The 22,441-nt window shown below is 48.1% G+C and carries 17 protein-coding genes; 9 read left to right on the forward strand and 8 right to left on the reverse strand.

Annotated features, from left to right (window positions below; translation table 11 throughout):
* Positions 1-25: 25 nt before the first annotated feature.
* The 3 genes from zrgA to msrA form a co-directional block, all read right to left on the reverse strand.
* The gene (gene zrgA, locus Pcarn_RS01280; RefSeq protein ID WP_261834604.1) at positions 26-769 is read right to left on the reverse strand and encodes a zinc uptake protein ZrgA; all 744 of its coding nucleotides are present in this window, start codon (positions 767-769) and stop codon (positions 26-28) included.
* Between the two features lie 120 nt (positions 770-889).
* A complete protein-coding gene (locus Pcarn_RS01285) occupies positions 890-1,441 on the reverse strand; it encodes a YtfJ family protein (protein ID WP_261834605.1) in 552 nt (183 codons plus the stop codon).
* Positions 1,442-1,515: 74 nt separating this feature from the next.
* Positions 1,516-2,151, reverse strand: coding sequence for a peptide-methionine (S)-S-oxide reductase MsrA (gene msrA, locus Pcarn_RS01290; protein ID WP_261834606.1), 636 nt, complete (start codon positions 2,149-2,151; stop codon positions 1,516-1,518).
* A gap of 129 nt (positions 2,152-2,280) precedes the next feature.
* On the opposite strand from msrA, the gene tamA reads away from it, so the two are divergent.
* The 3 genes from tamA to Pcarn_RS01305 are packed head-to-tail and all read left to right on the forward strand — an operon-like array spanning position 2,281 to position 8,199.
* The gene (tamA, locus tag Pcarn_RS01295) at positions 2,281-4,005 is read left to right on the forward strand and encodes an autotransporter assembly complex protein TamA (protein WP_261834607.1); all 1,725 of its coding nucleotides are present in this window, start codon (positions 2,281-2,283) and stop codon (positions 4,003-4,005) included.
* On the forward strand, positions 4,005-7,832 hold the full coding sequence (gene tamB / locus Pcarn_RS01300; RefSeq protein ID WP_261834608.1) for an autotransporter assembly complex protein TamB: 3,828 nt from the start codon (positions 4,005-4,007) through the stop codon (positions 7,830-7,832). Before tamA ends, tamB begins: the two co-directional genes overlap by 1 nt.
* 22 nt (positions 7,833-7,854) lie before the next feature.
* Positions 7,855-8,199: a gamma-glutamylcyclotransferase family protein gene (locus Pcarn_RS01305; RefSeq protein ID WP_261834609.1), complete on the forward strand. Its 345-nt coding sequence runs from the start codon at positions 7,855-7,857 to the stop codon at positions 8,197-8,199.
* Here the strand turns inward: Pcarn_RS01305 and Pcarn_RS01310 are convergent.
* Positions 8,188-8,937 carry a sugar nucleotide-binding protein gene (locus tag Pcarn_RS01310; protein WP_261834610.1) on the reverse strand — a complete coding sequence of 250 codons (750 nt, stop codon included), beginning with the start codon at positions 8,935-8,937 and terminating at the stop codon, positions 8,188-8,190. The two genes, Pcarn_RS01305 and Pcarn_RS01310, sit on opposite strands and share 12 nt — an antisense overlap.
* Before the next feature lie 138 nt (positions 8,938-9,075).
* On the opposite strand from Pcarn_RS01310, the gene Pcarn_RS01315 reads away from it, so the two are divergent.
* Entirely contained in the window at positions 9,076-9,591 is a 516-nt protein-coding gene (locus Pcarn_RS01315; protein ID WP_261834611.1) for a lipocalin family protein, read from the forward strand.
* 31 nt (positions 9,592-9,622) lie between these two features.
* Here the strand turns inward: Pcarn_RS01315 and fbp are convergent, their stop codons facing one another.
* The gene (fbp, locus tag Pcarn_RS01320; RefSeq protein WP_261834612.1) at positions 9,623-10,636 is read right to left on the reverse strand and encodes a class 1 fructose-bisphosphatase; all 1,014 of its coding nucleotides are present in this window, start codon (positions 10,634-10,636) and stop codon (positions 9,623-9,625) included.
* Positions 10,637-10,919: 283 nt separating this feature from the next.
* Here fbp and mpl point away from each other — a divergent pair, with 283 nt between their 5' ends.
* Both mpl and Pcarn_RS01330 read left to right on the forward strand, forming a co-directional pair.
* Positions 10,920-12,281, forward strand: a complete 1,362-nt coding sequence (gene mpl, locus Pcarn_RS01325) for a UDP-N-acetylmuramate:L-alanyl-gamma-D-glutamyl-meso-diaminopimelate ligase (protein WP_261834613.1) — start codon at positions 10,920-10,922, stop codon at positions 12,279-12,281.
* Positions 12,282-12,283: 2 nt separating this feature from the next.
* Positions 12,284-12,913 (forward strand): flavin prenyltransferase UbiX, encoded by a 630-nt coding sequence (locus Pcarn_RS01330; protein WP_390904459.1) that lies wholly within the window; start codon positions 12,284-12,286, stop codon positions 12,911-12,913.
* A gap of 46 nt (positions 12,914-12,959) precedes the next feature.
* Here Pcarn_RS01330 and Pcarn_RS01335 read toward each other — a convergent pair whose 3' ends face one another.
* Positions 12,960-14,336 carry a PhoH family protein gene (locus Pcarn_RS01335; RefSeq protein ID WP_261834614.1) on the reverse strand — a complete coding sequence of 459 codons (1,377 nt, stop codon included), beginning with the start codon at positions 14,334-14,336 and terminating at the stop codon, positions 12,960-12,962.
* A gap of 259 nt (positions 14,337-14,595) precedes the next feature.
* On the opposite strand from Pcarn_RS01335, the gene rapA reads away from it, so the two are divergent.
* The 3 genes from rapA to Pcarn_RS01350 are packed head-to-tail and all read left to right on the forward strand — an operon-like array spanning position 14,596 to position 19,215.
* The gene (gene rapA / locus Pcarn_RS01340; RefSeq protein WP_261834615.1) at positions 14,596-17,502 is read left to right on the forward strand and encodes an RNA polymerase-associated protein RapA; all 2,907 of its coding nucleotides are present in this window, start codon (positions 14,596-14,598) and stop codon (positions 17,500-17,502) included.
* A gap of 10 nt (positions 17,503-17,512) precedes the next feature.
* Positions 17,513-18,250, forward strand: a complete 738-nt coding sequence (gene rluA / locus Pcarn_RS01345) for a bifunctional tRNA pseudouridine(32) synthase/23S rRNA pseudouridine(746) synthase RluA (protein ID WP_261834616.1) — start codon at positions 17,513-17,515, stop codon at positions 18,248-18,250.
* Positions 18,251-18,258: 8 nt separating this feature from the next.
* Positions 18,259-19,215 carry a D-2-hydroxyacid dehydrogenase gene (locus tag Pcarn_RS01350; protein ID WP_261834617.1) on the forward strand — a complete coding sequence of 319 codons (957 nt, stop codon included), beginning with the start codon at positions 18,259-18,261 and terminating at the stop codon, positions 19,213-19,215.
* Between the two features lie 31 nt (positions 19,216-19,246).
* On the opposite strand, the gene Pcarn_RS01355 is transcribed toward Pcarn_RS01350, so the two are convergent.
* Both Pcarn_RS01355 and Pcarn_RS01360 read right to left on the reverse strand, forming a co-directional pair.
* Positions 19,247-19,684, reverse strand: a complete 438-nt coding sequence (locus tag Pcarn_RS01355; protein ID WP_261834618.1) for a universal stress protein — start codon at positions 19,682-19,684, stop codon at positions 19,247-19,249.
* A 74-nt stretch (positions 19,685-19,758) separates the two neighbouring features.
* A complete protein-coding gene (locus tag Pcarn_RS01360; protein WP_261834619.1) occupies positions 19,759-22,332 on the reverse strand; it encodes a TRAP transporter permease in 2,574 nt (857 codons plus the stop codon).
* Positions 22,333-22,441 lie beyond the last annotated feature (109 nt).

Below are 22,441 nucleotides of genomic sequence, written 5' to 3' on the forward strand. Positions count from 1 at the left end.
TGGCCACCTCAGTGGCCAGTTAATCTTACAGCTTGATTACTGTGTTGTTTTTTACAAGCTCAGTAGCTACTTGAGCATTGTCTGTTAGTAGGTTTACATTAACGCGCTCAGTGCTTGGGAATAGGTCAAACCATGCCGTATCAATCTGGCTTAGCTTAGATACGTCTTTGCATTGAAATTGATAAGCGATGTCGAATTCGCCGTGGCCGCCTTCACCATGGTCGTGATCGTGGTGGTCATGACCTGCGTGGTCGTCATGATGGCCGTGCTCGTCATGGTCATGGCCTTTGTGGTCGTCATGATGGTCGTGCTCGTCGTGGTCATGGCCTTTGTGGTCGTCATGATGGTCATGCTCGTCGTGGTCATGGCCTTTGTGGTCGTCATGATGGTCATGCTTGTCATGGTCATGCCCGTGATCATCATGGTCGTCTTGACCTAGAGTGTGGCTGATCTCAGCAGACTGAAGCTCACAGCCAGCTGTCTGAGTAAAGGTTAGGATAGAATCCGCCTTATTTAGAGTTGCGATAGCCGACTCAAGTTGTTGCTTTTGCTCGTCCGTTTTAGGTGCGTGCTCAAAGCCAACTACGTCAGCTCCTGGAGCGATGATTTCTACTAGTAGATCTTGGCCATCTTGAGCGATGTTGAACTCGACGCTACCGTGAACGTGAGCGCCGTGTTGGCGAAAGTTTTCTTCTGCATGAGCTGAAACAGAGGTCACTGCTAGAGCGAGAGCGCTCATAGTAAAAAGGGGGTTTACAGCTTTTATCATTGTTCTAATCACCTATAGATGGAAAGTCGGCGCATTGTAGCGCCGAATTTTTGCATTCATATTTCTTTGCGGCATATCAGCTGCAAAGGTTGGACAGCTAAGCCCTTAAAAAGTTGAGCTTTACAGGTTTTCTTTTAGCAGAGTAATAACCTGTTGTACCTCTGTAGAGGTGAGCTCGCCCTCTTTAGCCCATAGGATGTTGCCGTCTTTATCTTGAACCGCGATCATTGAGGTCTTGGGTTCAAGATCCCACGCCTTAGCCACAGCTCCATCTTCGTCTAGCACGATGGAAGAGTGAGGAAATTCACGCTTACTATCTTCTGCGCTCGACTTTACAAATGAGCCCGTACCCCAGACAGAATCGTCTTGGTTCACTATGGTCGTAGTCTGGTATTTATCCTGCGGGAAGTCGGCTTCAATAATGGCATCTATCATAGGCTTGTTTAGAGCCTTAGCTGCCGAGCGTCCAGCAATCGCTTGGATCACTCGAGTCTTACCGACCATGCTCGCTGAATCCCAATTATGATATGTTATATCATCTTGTGCCACCATCACTTCACCATGGCTTGTAACACTTACCTCTGGAGCCTGTTCTCCAGTATTAAGATTCAGAGCCCAAGAAGAGAAAGGTAGAGTCATACCCAGCAAGGCGACCAAGTGTTTTGCTTTCATATGTACGTCCGTTGTTGTTCCACAGAATTAATCGGCTTTAAGTATATGTTAAATCGAATATTTTACATCAGAGCTTAGTCATTTTGTGGTGGAAAGCAGACGCCCGTCCCGCCGATCCCACAATAGCCATTTGGATTCTTAGCCAGATATTGTTGGTGGTATTCTTCGGCTAGATAGTATGGGCCGGCTAGTTTTATCTCAGTAGTGATATTGGCTATTCCAGACTGAGAGAGAAGTTGTTGATAGGCTGCGAGCGTTGTCTCTGCTGTTGTTTGTTGCTCATCATTGTAAGTGTAAATAGCAGAGCGATACTGAGTACCCCTATCGTTACCTTGACGCATGCCTTGGGTTGGGTCGTGTTTTTCCCAAAACACTTGCAACAAGCTTTCTAAAGAGAGCTTGCTCGGGTCATAGATGATACGAACCACTTCAGTATGGCCGGTGCGTCCACTACATACCTCTTCATAGGTTGGGTTTTGTGTAAAGCCGCCAGCGTAGCCTACGGAGGTAGAAATCACGCCTTCAAGATTCCAGAACAAACGCTCTGCGCCCCAGAAGCAACCTAAGCCCAATAGAATTTCTTGGCAACCATTTGCCGGCGCTGCGGTCAAATCAGTGTGGTTGACGAAATGCGTCGCCCCGCTCAGGATAGGTGTATCGCGTCCTGGCAAAGCTTCTAGCTCCGAGATCATTGTTTGTTTGTCAAACATAGGGGCTCCTTGCAAAAGATTGAGTAATCGGAATTTTTTTCCCTGTTCAATCCTTTATACTATGGCGTTATCGATTTGGATACACTCCTCATCATAGTCTCACTACAGGAAGTATTGTAACCCTCACCAATGGTTAAGCGTTTCATAAGGAATTGTTTGGCACTCGCCTGCTTGGGTGTCAGTCAATGGAGTTTCGCCGAAGCAACTCTCAACGTTGAAGGATTGTCTGGAGAGATCCAAGACAACGTCGACGTGTACCTTTCTGCCATACCGGAAGAGGATTATTCCACTTCACTGCGCTTCCAATCCCGTGTTGAAGAGAGCATCACTCAGGCCCTTCGAGCTATGGGCTATTACTATCCAACCTTGACCTTTATTGTTAATGAAGAAGAGGAAGAGCTGAACGTTACCGTTGAGCTCGGTCAGCCGGTATTAATAGAAGAATTGGATATCAAGCTTAGCGGTGAAGCTAAAGATGACCCTGCATTTCAGAGACTGCTGAAGAATACTCCGCTGAAAGTGGGCGCTCGTCTGAATCACGGTCAATACGATGCCTTAAAATCTGAACTACGTAATCTGGCGTTGAAGCGAGGTTACTTTGAGGGGGATTTTTCTCTTGCCCGATTAGAGGTTGCGCCCGAGCTTAATCAAGCCTTTGTTAGACTTCACTATGAAAGTGGTTTGAGGTATCGCTTTGGCCCTGTAAGGATCTCAGGTTCGCAGATCGAGGAAGATCGCGTGCGATCCGTGGTTCCTTTCGAGCAAGGCGATCCGTATCTTGCCAGTGATGTGGGACAGCTAAACCAGAATCTCTCAAGTACAGATTGGTTTTCATCTGTGTACGTAGAGCCTAACTTAGAGGGAGTAGGCTCTGGCAATCGCGAATTGCCAATGACTATTCAGCTAGCGCCTCAGTCTCGTCACCAGGTTGAAACCGGTCTAGGTGTCTCTACCGATGTCGGAGTTCGAGGTAAGCTTTCCTGGAAGCGTCCATGGCTCAATGAACAAGGGCACAGCTTTGACAGTAGCTTTGAGTTGTCAGTGCCTGAACAGCAGGTGGTGGTCGGCTATAAGATCCCGCTAGAGGACGTGCTCAAAGAGTACTATCGAATCCAGTATGGTATGAAATACTTGGATAATAATGACACCATCAGTTTCGAGTCTAGTTTGGGCCTTGAGAGGCACTGGGAACTGGATAGCGGTTGGCACCGCACCGTATTTATCCGCCTATTGAATGAAGACTTTACTCAGGGTACTCAGGAAGACAGATTTACCATGTTGCTTCCAGGGATCTCATACTCGAAGACGCGTGCTCGAGGTGGTGCTATGCCAATGTGGGGTGATAAGCAGTCGATTACCTTTGAATATGGTGATGAAGCGGTCTTGTCTGAGGCGCGTGTGCTTCGCGTGCAAGGCCGAAGCGCTTGGATTCGTAGCCTGGGCCGAAACCACCGTGGACTGTTTAGGGTCGATGGCAGTGCCAACTTCACCGAATCTGTGTTTGATTTGCCTCCGTCGCTACGTTTCTTTGCTGGTGGTGATAACAACCTGCGTGGCTACGAGTACGAGTCCATATCTCCAAAAGATAGCGAGGGTAAGTTAACCGGTGCTAAATATATGGTCACCAGTAGCCTAGAGTATCAATATAGGATTTATGGAAACTGGTGGTTGGCGGCCTTCGTCGATTACGGCGATGCATGGAATGACACTCCAGAGTGGAAAACCGGTACCGGCTTTGGTATCCGCTGGGCGTCGCCAGTGGGCCCTGTAAGGCTTGATTTGGGCTTTGCCCTTGATGCCGAAGAAGGCACAGATAAATATCAGATTCACTTTGGCTTGGGGCCTGAATTGTAATGGCGCAGACAGAAACGCAAACTCCAGACAAAAAATCCAAAAAGGATGCGAAGAAAAACCGTCCTTTCTGGAAGCGTTTGTTGTGGGCCATTACTCACCTTTCTCTAGGCATGTTGGCGCTGATCGTCCTTGTTCTAGCGCTACTCTATTTCCTTCTGTTTACTAACTCGGGCCTGCGAAGCATTGTTTGGGGTGCAGAAAAGTTTGTTCCTGAATTTAAGGTGCAAGAAGTCGATGGTGCGTTACTCACCGATTTCCGTTTGTACAATGTCGAGTACATCAACCCAGACCTATTTGTTGATTTCCAAGCTCAAAAACTTGAGTTGGATCTAAAGCTTCGTTGTATCCCTAGAGCTGAGCTTTGTGTAGATACTCTAGGTTTGGAAGGGGCTAAGTTTGCACTCACTGATGTTGTGCCAAGTGAAGAACCTCAAGCCGAAGAGCCAAGCGAGCCATTGCGTTCTATCTCTATACCATTCGGTATTGGGGTGAAGATCAGTCGGCTTTATCTGGATCACGTGGATCTGGATATCCTAGGAACCAAGGTGGCGTGGCGAGAGTTTGATACCGGCGCTCAGATGCGCTTTGACAGCTTAACTCTAACGCCAACCCGCTTTGATGGTGGGCGAGTTGAACTGCCTCAAAGTGAAGAAACAGCCCCGGCAGAGCCAGAGCCTAAAACCGACCCCAATGCACCTATCGTATTGCCTGAGGTGTGGATTCCGCTGAGCGTTAATATTCAAGATATTACGGTAACCGATTTTAAGCTCATCAATCCAGACGTTGAGATTGAGAGAGCGAATTTGGTGGGTTTTGCTGAGGGTAATAAGGTCAATATCCAGAACTTCGATCTGGCCATGCCTCAGATTGAGCTCAATCTAGATGGAAGTACTGAACTGATTGGGGATTACCCCTTGGATCTTGAAGCTAAGGCCAAGGTCAAGCAAACAGATCTCGCAGGACAATCCCTGACCCTAAATGCTGAGGGTAGTGTTGCCGACCTTACTCTGCAGGCCACACTGCGTGACCTCATGGTCGCTGACTTGGATGCTAAATTACAGCCTTTAGATCCTAAATTTCCATTTGATATTGACCTATCTAAGGCGCAGCTGCAGTGGCCACTGAGTGGCAAAGCGGATTATACAGCACAGATAGCGTCACTAAAGGCTGCTGGTATTTTAGATGACTACTCGCTCAACCTAATGGGTGCGGCACAGGGAACACAGATCCCAGATGTTGACCTGGTCGTTGAAGGGCGAGGCAGTCTAGAGCAGATCGATCTTAGCGATATAGATATCAAGTCCCTAGGCGGCGAGTTAAAAGGTAAGGTTTTAGCCAACTGGGCCAAGCTAGTCTTTTGGGAGGCTGATCTTCAGTTAGATCAAATCCAGCCAGGTACATATTGGCCTGAAGCAGAGGGAAATATCAGTGGTGAACTGCAAACCTCAGGCCGGTTAACCTCTGCTGGTGGTTGGGAGGTAGAACTTCCTAAACTCGATATCGATGGCATATTCCGAGACTACCCTCTAAACGTAAATGGCGCGCTGGATGCCAAAGATGTTCAGGGGAATGGCCAATTCTGGCTGGATACGCCTGGGCTTGTGGTTGCCCATGGTCAAAACCGTATTCGCTTGTCTGGTAATTTAGATAAAACCTGGAATCTGGATGCCAAGCTGGATATCCCTGAGCTTGAACACTCTGTGCCCGAGGTTGAGGGTGCAGTAATTGGTGATGTAGAGCTTCGAGGTGAGCAAAATACGCCAGAGGTCATTCTAGACTTAGCTGTTAACAAGCTAGCTTGGCAAGACCAATTAACCATTGAGACAGTGACCCTCAAGGGCGATGTTGTGCCACTTCCGGCTCCGAAAGGGCAAATGACCCTAGGTGTGAGTCAGCTCGACTATCAAGGGCAGAAGGTTAATACCAGTGAGTTTAATTTCAACGGCTCTCAAGAAGCGCATAGATTTGATTTCAATATCGATTCTGAGATGGTTAAGGGCTCACTGAGCGTTGAAGGTGGAGCGAAACAAGAGCCTGATTTGGTTTGGAAAGGCCGCCTAAACTCGGCTCAATTTACCACAGTGCAAGGGAATTGGCGTCTCGACCATCCACCAGAGCTCTCCTTCGATTTAGCAAAACAAGAGGCGTTTGTTCAGGCTCATTGCTGGGTGCAGTCGCAATCTCGTGTCTGCTTGGATAGGGATGTTACTGCTGGCCAATCGGGAGAGGTATTCGCCAGCATCAGTGAATTTGACTTCTCACAGATCCAGTCGCTACTCCCTCAAGAAACCAAGGTTAAGGGTGAGCTCAATGCCACCGCTCGTGCCAAATGGGCACCGAATGCCTTGCCTGAGGTGGAGCTTCAGGTTGAACTGCCGTCGGGCAGTGTGACTCAGAAGTTAGATAGACCTTTGGTTGTAGGCTGGGATGACATTGCGCTTAACGCTAGCTTGATAAAGGACAATCTAAAAGCGGATTGGATGATCGACCTAAATAATAATGGTGATATCAAAGGTAATCTAGCTCTCACCAACGTCTCGAAAGAGAGTAAGCAGATAGATGCGCGCTTACAGCTAGAAGCGCTGACACTGAAGATGCTTGAGCCTATGTTTGGTGAGTTCAGTGAGGTAGGAGCGGACATCAATAGTGACCTAAGAATCAAGGGGCCTGCATTGCAGCCGCAGGTTCTGGGCGACCTTAAGATAGAGAATATAGTGGCACAGGGTGATGTGACTCCTATCGATATCAAATCTGGCGACCTCACCTTGAGCTTCTCAGGCTATCAAGCTGTGTTGGATTCTAAGATAGTGACCCAAGAAGGGCATCTCGACCTAACTGGTGACGCGGATTGGACCTCATTAGATGACTGGCATGCTAACGTGAACCTGTCTGCGGACGAACTTTTAGTGGATATCCCGCCTGAGGTAAAAGCCAAGGTTTCTCCAAATATCTCGGTCGCGGTCACTCCGGGGCTTATCGATGTGAATGGTGAGGTGAGACTACCTTGGGCTCGAATCGAGGTCGAAGAGTTGCCACCATCGGCGATTTCAGTTTCTTCCGACGAGGTAATCCTTGATAGAGACCTTAAGCCGGTGAATGAGGGCGATGAGTTCCCATTCGAGATCCGCTCTAACATTAAGGTGATCATAGGTAATGACTTTAAGCTGGTGGCCTTTGGTTTGAAAGGTGGCCTTATTGGTGAACTGAACGTTTCGCAAAAGAATAATGCGCCTTTCATTCTTGGCGAGGTGAACATCGTCGATGGTTCGTATCGCTCCTTTGGTCAGGACCTGATCATCGATGAGGGTAAGGTGCAGTTTAATGGCCCGGCGGACCAACCGTATTTGTCCATTAAGGCGATACGTAACCCTGATAACACCGAAGACGACGTGGTCGCGGGTATTCGTGTTACCGGTCCTGCGGATGAGCCTAGCATCGAAGTATTCTCTGAACCATCCATGCCACAGGCAAACGCCCTTTCTTATATTCTACGTGGTCAGGATATAGATAGTGGTGGTGGTGGTGATACCATGACTACAGCCCTGATCGGCTTGAGTTTGGCTCAGAGTGGTCGCCTAGTCGGTGAGATAGGTGAGGCCTTCGGTGTGAGTGACCTGCAATTGGATACTGCCGGAACGGGCGATGACTCACAGGTAACCGTAAGTGGTTATATACTTCCAGGATTACAGGTGAAATATGGTGTGGGTATATTCGAGTCTATCGGTGAATTTACCTTCCGTTACCGAATCATGAAGGATCTCTATCTTGAGGTGATATCGGGCACAGACAGCGCCGTCGATTTGCTGTATCAATTTGAGTTTAACTAGAACAGGTTTTGGAGCAAGGAAGATGCAACATCTGGTTTTTGTTTATGGAACCCTGCGTCAAGGGGAGAGCAACCACTACTTCTTAGAGCAGAGCGAGTTGCTGGGCATGTTTGAGACCAAGCCAGAATTTGCTCTGTTTGATCTAGGTGCTTATCCGGGACTAGTGGACGGCCATGATGCCATCGTTGGCGAAGTATATCGCATTAGCGACGAAGTGCTAGGTAAGCTAGATATCCTTGAGGATGTACCAACGGAGTATCGACGTGAGACCATAGATACTCCGTATGGGGAGGCTTGGATCTATCTATACCAGGGTGCAGAGAGCGGTAAGGCGATAGAGTCCGGAGATTGGAATTTAAGGAATTAGCCAGTCCGTTAGTGGTCGCGTCTGTATGCGTTTATCGAGCAGGCGCTGATCGTGTTTGTAGTCTTGATTCTCAGCAACCACCCAAGGCTGATTATGGTATTTAGCCAAAGCCTTAACCAGTTGCGCAAAGTTCCAACCGGTTTGTGCATTGCTGTCCACATGATACAGACCAGCTTCATTTTTCTCGATTAACTTGAACAGCACCTCAGCGGTATGCTTCATGTGAGAGGTTGCTGGGATCCAGGCTGAGCTAGCATCGATCTTACCGTGCTCATCCATTATGGCATGCAGAAATTCCAACATGTTGTTTCCGCCGCGCTTATCTCCTATCTGCCAACCTAAGCGAGCTATCATAGCATCTGGGTTTGCCTGCCAGATGGCATCTTCACAGCGGATCTTGTATTGCCCATAGGGGTCATTGCCCTCTCTCGGGCTCTCTATCTGGTAAGGACCATTGTGCTCTGCATCGAACACCATAGCCGTGCTGGTAAAGAGGTAAGGACGTTGGTTTTCTTTCGCCCAGTTAGCTAGCCAAGCGGCCCACTCTTCACTTCCCATTGCAAGATGACAGATGGCGTCAGGGTTAGTTTCAGATATGAATGTGCGACTCGCACTTTCATCGTCAGGAGAGATGCTGTGATGATCCCAACCAATGACTTCCCAGCCTAGTAATTCGAAATAGTCAGCAACGACCGGAGCTAAAGTGCCTGTCAATCCAGTGATAAGTAATCTTTTCATCGTTTTGTTTCGTAAGGTTTTTTTGTCAGATTAATCCTTCAAGGTGTGAGTTACGACAGCAAACGGTGAAAATTTTGAAACACCTCGCCTTTGGTAGGGTAATCTAGAAAATGTGCATGGATGCAGAGGAAGAAAGATATGAAGTTATGGATAAGTGTATTAATGACAATGCTACTCACAGGCTGTGTGGGCCTACCAGAGAAAGTCACGCCGGTTAATGACTTTGAGCTCGAGCGTTATCTCGGAAAATGGTATGAGGTTGCGCGCTTGGATCATTCGTTTGAGCGGGGAATGAATCAGGTCACAGCCGATTACTCGATGCGAGAGGACGGCGGAGTAAAGGTGCTCAATCAGGGCTACTTGGTTGAGGATGACGAGTGGAAGAGTGCAGAGGGTAAGGCTTATTTTGTTGAAGCTGAAGACACTGGCTATCTCAAGGTCTCTTTCTTTGGCCCTTTCTACGGCTCTTACGTGGTGTTTGAGCTAGACAAGCAAGACTATCAGTACGCCTTTATATCGGGACCAAACCACGATTACCTATGGTTTCTTTCGCGCACACCACAAGTGAGTGATGAGCTTAAACAAGACTTTATTGCGCAGGCGAAAAGTCTCGGCTTTGATACCGAGCAGATAATCTGGGTTGATCAGAAATAAAAAAAATGGGCGTCGAGGACGCCCATTTTTATTAGTGGTCTGGGTTATCGCGAAGGAAACCGTGTAGAGTTTCAATCATGTTGGTCGAGCCCACAAAGAACGGAACACGTTGGTGCAGTTCTTCCGGCTTGATCTCCATGATGCGTTGAACACCATCAGTCGCCATACCGCCAGCTTGCTCAATTAGGAATGCCATTGGGTTGCATTCGTACAGTAGACGCAGCTTGCCTTTCGGATAAGCACGTGTGCTTGGGTATAGGAATATACCACCAAGCAGAAGGTTACGGTGGAAGTCAGATACTAGAGAGCCAATATAGCGAGAGGTATATGGGCGCTTGCCTGCTTCGTCTTCTTCCTGACAGTATTTGATGTACTTCTTCACTCCAGTCGGGAAGTTGATGTAGTTACCTTCGTTGATAGAGTAGATGTAACCCTGTTGAGGAACACGCATATCTTCGTGTGATAGGCAGAATGAACCGATAGATGGGTCGTAGGTAAAGCCGTGTACACCCTTACCAGTTGTGTAAACCAGCATGGTAGATGAACCGTAGATCACGTAACCAGATGCAACCTGCTCAGTACCAGGCTGTAGGAAGTCACGATCCTCTGCCGGACCACCGATTGGAGATAGGCGGCGGTAGATAGAGAAGATAGTACCTACAGATACGTTTACATCGATGTTGCTAGAGCCATCTAGTGGATCCATTAGCACCACGTATTTAGCTTTTTGGTTCAGTTCGCTGTCGAAGGCTACTGCGTAATCTTCTTCTTCACTGGCAATACCACAAACCTGATCGCGATTTTCTAGCGCAGCCTTGAAGGTATCGTTTGCTAGTACGTCTAGCTTTTGTTGAGCTTCACCTTGAATGTTCTCTTCACCTGCAGCGCCTGTAATATCAACTAGGCCAGCCTTGTTGATTTCACGGTGTACGACCTTAGCCGCTAGGTTAATAGAGGACAAAAGCGACGAAAGTTCACCACTTGCATGGGGGAAATCATGCTGTTTCTCAATGATGAATTCGCCAAGAGTTCTAAGATTGGACATTGGGGGTAGTTCCGTTCTATTTGTATGACAAGTTCTTTTTTTAAGCGATAGTACACTACAAATCTACACTACAAAACATATTACGAGTCAAAAACTAAGCGATCAGACTCACATATTTTTTAATTTTTATAAATTGAGTTGAATGACTACGCTCTCATGTTGAGAGCTGTGTAGTTTTTGCTCGTAATCGGTCAACTGTTTGCAAACTACCTTGAGCTTAAAATCTTATACACGCACAATAACTTGCAGTATGGCAAATACCCTGTAAGCGAATGGAAACACTATGCATATTCACATCTTAGGCATCTGCGGCACCTTTATGGGAGGCGCAGCGGTCTTGGCAAAGCAATTGGGACATAAGGTCACTGGTAGCGACGCCAATGTTTATCCTCCGATGAGCACTTTGCTGGAATCGGAAGGGATAGAGATCATTCAGGGTTACGACCCATCTCAACTAGACCCTGCACCAGATCTTGTTGTGATAGGTAATGCCATGAGTCGTGGCAACCCATGTGTTGAATATGTGCTTAACCATAACCTCAAATACACCTCTGGCCCTCAGTGGCTTCAAGAATTCTTGTTGCATGACCGTTGGGTACTGGCAGTAGCGGGTACTCATGGTAAAACCACTACCTCAAGCATGTTGGCTTGGATCCTAGAAGATTGTGGCTATCAGCCAGGCTTCTTGGTGGGCGGTGTTCTTGGAAACTTCGACCAATCAGCACGCCTTGGTGAGAGTATATTTTTTGTGGTTGAGGCCGATGAGTACGATAGTGCCTTCTTTGATAAGCGCTCTAAGTTTGTCCACTATCATCCACGTACCCTGATAATGAATAACCTAGAGTTCGATCACGCAGATATCTTTGATGACCTAGAAGCTATCAAGCGCCAGTTCCATCACTTGGTGCGCACAGTTCCGGGTAATGGTCGTATCTTTGCCCCTATCGATGATGCGGCCTTGAATGATGTATTAGAGCGAGGCTGTTGGAGTGAGAAGGAGTTTTCCCATCAAGAGTGGCAAGTAAATAAACTGCGTGCCGATGGTAGTTGCTTCGATGTGTTGTTCCAAGGTGAGGTTGTTGGGCAGGTTAATTGGAACCTAGTGGGTGACCATAACGTGAATAACGCCTTAATGGCGATTGCTGCGGCAAGACACGTAGGTGTGGTGCCTGAACTTGCCTGCGAGGCCTTAGCTAAATTTATCAATACCAAGCGCCGTCTAGAGCTTAAGGGTGAAGTTGGCGGTGTGACTGTCTACGATGACTTCGCTCATCACCCAACAGCGATTGAGCTGACACTCGATGGTTTGCGTAACAAGGTGGGTCAACAGCGCATTCTTGCTGTAGTGGAGCCTCGCTCTAGTACCATGAAGATGGGCGTGCATAAGGATAGTTTAGCTAACTCACTCAAGATTGCCGATCAGGTTTATCTATATCAACCAGAGACCATAGATTGGTCTGTGGAAGAGGTGGCGGAGCAGTGTTCTCAGCCGAGTCTGGTATCAGACTCGGTGCAAGAGTTAGTGAATGCGCTGGTGGAGAACAGTCAGCCTAATGACCATATCCTGATTATGAGTAACGGCGGATTTGAAGGAATCCATACTAAACTGTTACAAGCTCTGGAAGCGAAATCTACGAACGAATGACCATGATTAAGAAGTCAAAACAGATCACCCTTGCAATGACCGGCGCCTCAGGTGCCCCTTATGGTTTGGCGTTGCTGAAAAAGCTAGTTGAGGCGGAGTATCAGGTGTTTGTGCTGGTCTCCTCTGCAGCGCGTGTGGTGCTTGCTACTGAGCATGACCTTAAACTGCCTAGCGGACCTAGTGCGATGCAAAGCAAGCTGGTGGAGCATCTGGGATGTGGCGAAGATTCGATTGTGGTGTGTGGTAAAGAGGACTGGTTCTCGCCAGTGGCTTCTGGCTCTGCTGCGCCTAGGCAAATGGTGGTGTGTCCGTGTTCAGCAGGCACACTTGCGTCTATCTCTCACGGTATGTCAGACAACTTGATTGAGCGTGCTGCGGATGTAGTGCTTAAGGAGCGCGGTCAGCTTATTCTTATGGTTCGTGAAACCCCATTCTCTACCTTGCATCTAGAGAACATGCTTAAGTTGTCTAAGATGGGCGTAACCATAATGCCGGCGGCACCTGGTTTTTATCATAAACCCGAGACCATTCAGGATTTGATCGACTTTATGGTGGCTCGAGTGCTGGACCATCTAGGAGTCGACCAGACCCTAGTGCAGCCTTGGGGCTACGACCAGAGAGAGTCCAAATAGCTCTTATAAACTGAAAAGGGGTTGGTGTTTCACCAACCCCTTTTTGTTACAGGTTCTCTTCAGCAAATTCGGCTAGGCGACTTCGCACCACGCCATTGAGATGCACGTTAGCGCTGCCCTCAAAGTTCTTAAATCTCTCCACCATATAGGTTAAGCCTGACGTCACCGGTGTTAGATACGGTGAGTCAATCTGGGCTAGGTTACCCGAGCAGACAATCTTGGTGCCTTCGCCGCAACGGGTGATGATGGTTTTGATCTGAGAAGCGGTCAGGTTTTGGCACTCATCCAATAACACAAAAGCATTCTGAATGGAGCGTCCGCGCATAAAGTTAATGGATTTGAACTGTATGTTGGCTTTTTCGCAGATGTAGCGAAGTGAGCCTTCAGTGCAGTGGTCGTTTTTGTGCAGCGCCTCTAGGGTATCGGTGACCGATGCCAGCCACGGCAGCATCTTCTCTTCCTCGTTGCCCGGTAAGAAGCCGATGGATTCACCGATATCTGGGGTGTTACGGGTTACGATGATCTTATCGAAGTTGTTTTGCTCAACGGTCTGCTCTAATGCCGCCGCCATGGCGAGCAGTGTCTTACCACTACCAGCAGCCCCAGTCAGGATCACTAGGTCGATATCTGGGTCGAGTAGGGCATCTAAAGCCATGCCTTGATAGATGTTCTTCGGTTTGATGTCCCAAGCGCGACGACTCATTAGTTTGTCACGATTTAGGTCCTTTAAGGTGACAGACTCAGGGGTTATCTCAGTGACTCTGGCTGCAAAGTCAGTCTCTGAATCCAGCAGATATTGGTTTACATATGGCAGTTCAAGGTGGTTCTGGTCAATCAGGTGATGGGTTTTACCCGCAAGAGAGATAGAGTTTACATCTTCAACGGATTCCCAAAAGTTGCCGTCGTATTGGGCAAAGCCCTTGGTAAGGTATTGAACATCATCGATGAGTTGATCGGTTCGGTAATCCTCAACAAACCTTACTCCTGCTCCCTTGGCACGAAGACGCATATTGATGTCTTTGGTGACTAGCACTACCTCGCGAGGTGAACGTTTGTTCTGCAGATAGATAACGGCATTCAGGATGCGATTATCTCCCGCTTTATCGGCGAATGCCTTCACCGTTTCTTGTAGCTCAAAGTCCGCAAGGATGGAGAGTGAGCCCGTTGTTTGTGAATCTCTATTGAATGAAATGCCCTCTGAGATCTGGTCTGGTGTTGCATCCTTGAAGATGTCCTCTAGCGCACGAATCGCTACACGAGCATCGCGAGCAACATCGCGCTTGCTGTCTTTGATTCGGTCGAGTTCTTCTAGGACTGTCATCGGGATGACGACATCGTGTTCTTGGAAAGAGAATATTGCGTGTGGTTCGTGGAGTAAGATGTTGGTGTCGAGTACAAAAATTTTGCGTTCGCTATCGCCCATAAGCGACTCCTTTGCTCATGTCTTTTCTTAGATACCTCTTACATTTTGAGTGTAGTTTGGTTTCATAAGTTTGACAGTTTGATTGCATGATTTTTACCCAACAAAATTAAGGTTTTACGTGACCACCTTGGCTCGATGCAATATGATGACGCCCTTTTTTGTGGGTGACTTAGCTCCTTTTACGAGGCGGAAATTGCACATGATCATGGCGGTTTTCTTCTACTATTAGAGAGTTCATTTTTTTGAGGGTTTTAGCTGAATGGCATTTGCGATTGGTCAACGTTGGATTAGTGATACTGAGAGTGATTTGGGCTTAGGTACAGTGGTGGCAATCGATGCCCGTACCGTGACACTGATGTTTGCTGCATCGGAAGAAGAGAGGCTATATGCCATTAGCGATGCGCCTATTACTCGCGTTACCTTCGCAGTGGGAGATCAGATTGAATCTCACCAAGATTGGTCGCTTCAGGTAGAGGAAGTGGTTGAGGAAGATGGTGTGCTGACCTATGTGGGCACCAGACTCGATACCGAAGAGACGAATGTTCAGCTTCGTGAGATCTTCCTGAGCCATCAGATCCGATTCAACAAACCTCAAGATAAGCTGTTTGCCGGTCAAATTGACCGTATGGACAACTTTGTACTTCGCTATCGCGCCCTACAAAACCAATATCAACAACTAAAAAGCCCGATGCGCGGCCTGCAGGGGATGCGTGCCGGCCTTATTCCGCACCAACTGTTTATCGCCCATGAGGTGGGTAAACGTTATGCACCGCGTGTGCTGCTTGCCGATGAGGTAGGTCTAGGTAAAACCATCGAAGCGGGCATGATCATCCATCAACAGGTACTGGCTGGTCGTGCTGAGCGCGTACTTATCGTGGTACCAGAGACTCTGCAGCACCAATGGCTAGTAGAGATGATGCGTCGCTTTAACCTGCACTTCTCTGTGTTTGATGAAGAGCGTTGTATTGAGGCTTATGCGGATGCTCACAACCCGTTCGATACCCAACAGCTAGTGCTTTGCTCTTTAGACTTTTTGAAGAACAACCCTAAGCGTCATCAGCAAGCCCTAGAAGCTAAATGGGATCTCTTGGTCGTGGATGAAGCCCATCACCTCGAGTGGAGCTTAGATGCTCCTAGTGCTGAATATCTGGCGGTAGAGTCGCTAGCGAAGATTATTCCGGCAGTACTTCTATTGACGGCAACCCCTGAGCAGCTGGGGCGTGAGAGTCACTTTGCACGTTTGCGCCTGTTAGACCCAGACCGTTTTTACGATTACCAAAGCTTTGTTGAAGAAGAGTCAAACTATGAGCCAGTAGCCGAAGCGGTAGGCCAGCTTCTTTCGGGCTTTGGTCTATCCAACGAGGCTAAAAATCAGATCACTGAGCTCTTGTCAGAACAAGACGTTGAGCCACTGTTCAAGGCGATTGCGGATACCGACCATGAAGAGCAGCAAGCTCTGGCTCGCCAAGAGCTTATCGATAATCTGATGGACCGCCATGGTACGGGCCGAGTGCTATTTAGAAACACCCGCGCCGCTATCCAAGGCTTCCCTGAGCGTCGTGTGCACCTGCTACCTATGCCTATGCCTGAGCAGTACACTCGCGCGGTTAAGGTTTCTAAGATGTTCAATGTTGACCTGCCTATGGAAAAGCAGGCGGGCATCATGCTTTACCCAGAAGAGATCTTCCAAGAGTTGGGTGATACAGGTAACTGGTGGCAGTTCGATAGCCGCGTAGATTGGTTGATTGAAAAGGTGAAGGTCAAGCGTGGCGATAAGATTCTAGTGATTGCATCACGTGCTCAGACAGCACTTCAGCTAGAGCAGGCTCTGCGTGAGCGCGAGGGCATTCGCGCAACCGTATTCCATGAAGGTATGTCCATCATAGAGCGCGACAAAGCAGCGGCTTATTTCGCAGAAGAAGAGGGCGGCGCTCAGGTACTTATCTGTTCTGAGATCGGCTCAGAGGGTCGTAACTTCCAGTTTGCAAATCAATTGGTTATGTTCGATCTGCCGTTTAACCCGGACCTGCTTGAGCAGCGTATCGGTCGTCTGGACCGTATCGGTCAGAACTCAGATATCGATATCTTTGTACCTTTCCTTGAGGGAAGCTCTCAAGGGGTTCTGGCTCACTGGTATCACGAAGGTCTAAACGCCTTTGCAGAGACCTGCCCGACCGGTCGCACCGTTTATGAGAAGTTCTCTTATGAGCTGACTGAAATGGTGGCTTCGGGTGACAGCAGTGAGCTTAGCAATGTCGTTGCTGAGTCTGCCAAGCTGAACCAAGAACTCAAGCAGCAGCTAGAGCATGGTCGTGATCGTTTGCTTGAGATGCACTCTAATGGTGGTGAGCGAGCTCATGAGTTGGTTAAGCAGATTGGCGCAAAAGATGGTGATACCCAGTTTGTTAGCTTTGCTTTGAGTCTATTTGATTGTATCGGTCTAAACCAAGACGACAAGGGTGAGAATGCACTGATTGTTTCTCCTTCTGAGCATATGTTAGTTCCAAGCTACCCAGGTCTCCCGTACGATGGTGCAACCATCACCTTTGACCGTGATACGGCGCTGTCGCGTGAAGATATGCATTTTATGTCTTGGGAGCACCCAATGATCCAAGGTGGTATCGACCTACTTTTAAGTGAGGGTGTGGGTACTTCTGCAGTTTCGCTTCTCAAGAACAAGGCATTGCCAGTGGGCACTATGCTGCTTGAGTTGGTTTATCTGGTGGATGCTCAAGCACCGAAGAGCAGTGGTATCGGTCGCTACTTACCGCAAACGCCTATCCGTATTATGCTCGACGGTAACGGAAACGACCTGTCTGCACAGGTAGAGTTTGAGAGCTTCAACCGTCAACTAAGCCCAATCAATCGTCATATGGGTGGCAAGCTTGTTGGCTCGGTGCAGGCGCAGATCCAAGCCCTAATCAAAGCGGGCGATGAGAAGATTGGCGTCAAGCATGAGCAGGTGAAGCAGGAAGCACAGACTGAGATGCGCAATAGCCTGAATGCGGAACTAGAACGTCTACTTGCTCTGAAAGCGGTTAACCCGAACATTCGTGATGAGGAAGTGACCGCTATCGAGACTCAGATTGCTCAACTAGAAGAGTACATTTCTAACGCTCAGATCCAACTGGATTCATTGCGCGTTATCGTAGTATCACACAACTAAGGAGTTAGGTATGGCGATGACGGAATACCGACCTCCTGTCGAACCTTGGACTGAGGTTGTATATCAAGACGAGCATATCCTAGTCGCCAATAAACCGGCAGGCTTGCTGTCGGTTCCTGGCCGCGAGGAAAAGCACTACGATAGCCTATGGAGCCGACTTGTTGAGGAGTATCCGGAGATTCAGGTGGTGCATAGGTTAGATATGGCGACCTCGGGCCTGATGCTATTCGCACTGACTAAGGATGCCGAACGTCATCTAAAAAAGCAGTTTCAGTATCGCTTAACCCACAAGGTTTATTATGCCCGTGTGTGGGGCGAGCTTGAGGAAAGAGAGGGGCTAGTGGATTTGCCCCTTATCTGTGATTGGCCTAATCGACCACGTCAAAAGGTGTGCAACCAAGATGGTAAGCCATCTCGCACTGATTACCAGAGAGTGACTCAAGAGGAACAAACCTGCATAGTGCGCCTGCTACCTATCACTGGACGATCACATCAATTGCGAGTACACATGAGTGAGATAGGGCATCCCATTGTAGGTGATGAGTTTTATGCCCATGATGAGGCAAAAGATTTCTCTGAAAGGTTGCAGCTTCATTCCACAGAACTGTGCTTTTATCATCCCAAAGACGATAAATTGGTATCTATGTTTGTGCCATGCGACTTTTTTCCTGAAGCAAAACCCGTAGTATTAGACATCTATACTGCACCGCAGACACTCCCAGATTATAAGAGTCTGCCTAAGCACTAGAGGTCAGCATGTACAAGGTCGTTTTTCTCGATCAGGAGACCATTCCTGAACATATCCAGTTTCGCCAGTTAGATTTTCCACATACTTGGACTAGCTACCCCTCAACCTCACCCGAACAGATGGATGAGAGGTTACAGTCGGCTGATATTGTTATTACTAACAAGGTAATGCTAGACGCTAGCATTCTCGCAAAACACCCAAGTATCAAACTTATCGCTGTGTCTGCCACGGGCACTAATAACGTGGATTTAGACTACTGTAAGCAGAATTGTATAGGGGTGTGTAATGTTCAAGGCTACGCGACGCGCTCTGTACCTGAACATGTCATTGCTATGCTATTTGCCCTAAGACGCAATCTATTTGCCTATCACCAAGATATTCAAAAGGGTGTGTGGCAAGAGAAAAAACAGTTTTGTTTCTTTACTCACCCTATATCAGATATCGCAGGCTCAACCTTGGCTGTAGTGGGTTCTGGTAGCTTAGGTCAGTCGGTAGCCAAGCTTGGCGAGGCGCTAGGGATGCAGGTTATCTTTGCTGAGCGCAAAGGGGCCACAGATGTACGTGATGGCTACGTGTCCTTTGAAGATGCTTTAAAACGAGCTGATGTACTGACTCTGCATTGCCCTCTGAATGAGGAAACCACCAATCTCATTGGTAGCAAAGAGCTTAAAATGATGAAAGCGAGCTCGGTATTGATCAATACCGGACGCGGTGGTCTGGTTGAGGAGTCTGAGTTAGTAGAGGCATTAAAAGAGGGCGAAATTGCTGGAGCAGGCTTTGATGTGTTTACCCAGGAGCCAGCTGATGAGAGTAACCCTTTGATAGCTAATGCTCATCTGCCGAATTTGTTGCTCACTCCACATGTAGCTTGGGGCAGTGATTCGGCTATACAGAGCTTGGTCAATATCCTGTTGGATAATATCGAGAGCTTTGTCGCTGGTGGAGATAACAACCGCCTAGTATGAAAAAAGGGTCGCTGTAGCGACCCTTTTTGTATTAACCGTGTGGCTTAATTACCAGAACGTTTATCTGCGAGTTTTCTACCACTTTGCTCGCTACAGAGCCCAGCACTACCTTATCGATACGCGAGCGTTTATGACTTGGCATCACGATAAGATCGGCTCCTAGCTTCTCCGAGTAGTCGATAATGGTTGCGTACGGCTTACCTTCAGCAATGTGCACGTTGTAAACCAATTCTGGGTCGATGAACTCATCAGCAAAGGCGCGAAGTTGTGCCTCAACATCTTTTTTCATCTTTTTAACCGCATCCTTGGGGAAGTAGGTGGCGACCATCGACATATGGATCCCCGGCAATACATTTAAAAGGTGTAGTTGTGCGTTGCTTTGTTTAGCGTGCCAAACTGCAGCCTTCAGTGCTTTGTCGCTGAAGCCTTGTTCGTTGAGATCGACAGGTACTAGAATCTGTTTATACATGTTCGTGGTGCTCGTTATTATTTGTCCTACTATTGCCCCATAGTGTGACCCATGGGGCATTGAGCGAAATCAAGTTATCCCGAGATCGCACCTTTCAATGCGCGTCTGCGCTGATTTAAGCCAAGTAATACCACTAATAGTAGCGCAGGTACGAAGACCCACTCCTTCATTGGACGATCGGCAGGTTGAATGATGTGCTTGATTTCCCAATCAAAATCTATACCGGCCGATTCTGCAGGAGAACCAAATTCCACCATATCAACGGTAACTTTATTCTCTGCTTGAGACAGCATCAGACCCATAGATGAGATACGCTCTTCGCCACCAGATGCCTCCTCTTCAAATGGCAGTCGTACCGTTTTACTGATGAACTTACCTTCAAGATTTTCACCCTCAACCCGAAGTTCGATAGGTGTACCTATTGGCAACTGCTCTACAACTTCACTTATCTGAGTTGCAGGAACCTCGAGCTTGGCTGGGTAAATCATGTCCCACCAGAAACCAGGACGGAAGAAAGAGAAAACTAGCACTAGCAAGGCAATGGTTTCCCACCATTTGTTGCGGGTGAACCACCAACCTTGTGTCGCTGCCGAAAACAGCAGCATGGCTATGGTTGCTGATATCACCGTCAAGAACAGATGCCACCATGAGTCTATGCCTATCATCAGAAGCTGGGTGTTAAACACGAACATGAATGGCAAGATCGCGGTTCGGATATCGTAGGTAAAGCCTTGGATACCAGTGCGAATAGGGTCAGATTTTGCGATAGCCGCGGCGGCAAATGCGGCCAGACCTACAGGTGGCGTGTCATCCGCAAGAATACCGAAATAGAACACGAATAGGTGTACTGCGATAAGTGGGATAATAAGGCCGTGTGCGGCGCCTAGGGTTACGATAACTGGTGCCATTAGTGTGGATACCACGATGTAGTTTGCCGTGGTTGGCAGACCCATACCCAATACAAGGCTAATAATCGCGGTAAACAGCAGCATCAAGATAATGTTACCGCCCGAGATGAACTCGACGAAGTCGGTCATTACCAGACCAATACCGGTTAGGGTAACCACACCTACAACCGTACCAGCAGCCGCGGTCGCTACACCTATACCTATCATGTTTCTAGCACCGGAAACGAGCGCTTCCAATAGGTCGGTAACCCCCTCTTTAAACGACTCAACTAGCGTATCTTCTTTGGCAAATATTGCCATCAGAGGCTTCTGGGTTAGCAAGATGAAGATCATAAACACGGTAGCCCAGAATGCAGACAGACCTGGAGAGAAACGCTCTACGGTCAAGCACCATACTAGCACTACGATAGGTAGTAGGAAGTGAAGACCAGATTTTACCGTAGGGCCCGGCTCAGGGATCTCATTAAGATCGGGATCCATCTCAGCATGGTGTCTGAACTTAGATGAGATACGCACCAGTGCCACATAGGCAAGAAGCAAAGCCACTGCCACGATAGGGGTAGCGGCTGCACCAAACACATCTTTGGTCCACCCAATACCGTAGTAAACCGCTGCACTGATAATACACAGACCTAAAATAGTGCCGGTAAACGAAAGCATGCTTTGTAATAGCGTAGGGTTGTGGCGACGAGGAAGGCCTTGCATGCCTGCCTTACATGCCTCTAGATGCACGATGTAGATAAGGGCAACATAGGAGATAAGCGCTGGAAGAAGAGCCGCCTTGATAACCTCAACATACGAAATACCCACGTATTCCACCATCAGGAATGCGGCTGCACCCATGATAGGCGGGGTAAGCTGACCATTGGTTGATGCTGCTACTTCTACTGCACCTGCTTTGGTGCCAGGGAAGCCAACACGCTTCATCAGCGGAATAGTAAAAGTACCCGTGGTTACTACGTTGGCGATAGACGAACCAGATACTAGACCCGATAGACCAGAGGCCACAACTGCTGCTTTCGCGGGACCGCCACGCATATGACCAAGCAGTGAGAAGGCTACCTTAATAAAATAAGCACCCGCACCGGCGCGCTCAAGCATGGCGCCAAAGAGTACAAACAAGAATACGAATGAGGTTGAAACCCCAAGAGCAACACCAAACACACCTTCTGTTGTTAGCCATAGGTGAGACATGGCCTTGTTCAGGCTCGCTCCTTTATGAGCGATAACGTCTGGCATATGAGGGCCAGCGAAAGTATAAGTAAGGAATACTGCAGCTACCACCATCAGCGGTGGCCCTAGTGCACGTCGAGTTGCCTCTAGAAGTAGCAACATACCACATACCGCTATAACGATATCTGGTGTAGTTGGAGCACCTGAGCGCCCTGCTAACTGGGTATAGAAGATATAGATATAGGCAGCAGAGAAGCTACCTAAGAGAGCCAATACCCAATCGATTAAAGGGATTCTATCTCGGGCCGAGGTCTTCATCGCTGGATAAGCGGTAAAGGCAAGGAAGATAGCAAAGGTTAGGTGTATCGCTCGAGCTTCGGTGTCATTGAGTATGCCGAAATTGAAGATAAACGGCAGTGGAGAGGCATACCACAGTTGAAACAGTGACCATAGTAAAGGCACTAGCCACAAGATGCGTCCTGGGATACCACTTGGGTTTCTCGCTCCAGTATCAGCCTGAGCGACCATCTCCTGAACATCTTGGGAGGGAGTCGTTGAATGTGTCATTAGTGTGTCCTAATTTGTTGACGCACAGGGTTGGTTGTTTTTTTATCTGTGCACAAAGTCTAGCCAAAATTTTCATCTTGTTGTGATAGATGAAATTCCCCGACTGAAA

Source organism: Vibrio ishigakensis (assembly GCF_024347675.1).
Classification (GTDB): Bacteria; Pseudomonadota; Gammaproteobacteria; order Enterobacterales; family Vibrionaceae; genus Vibrio; species Vibrio ishigakensis.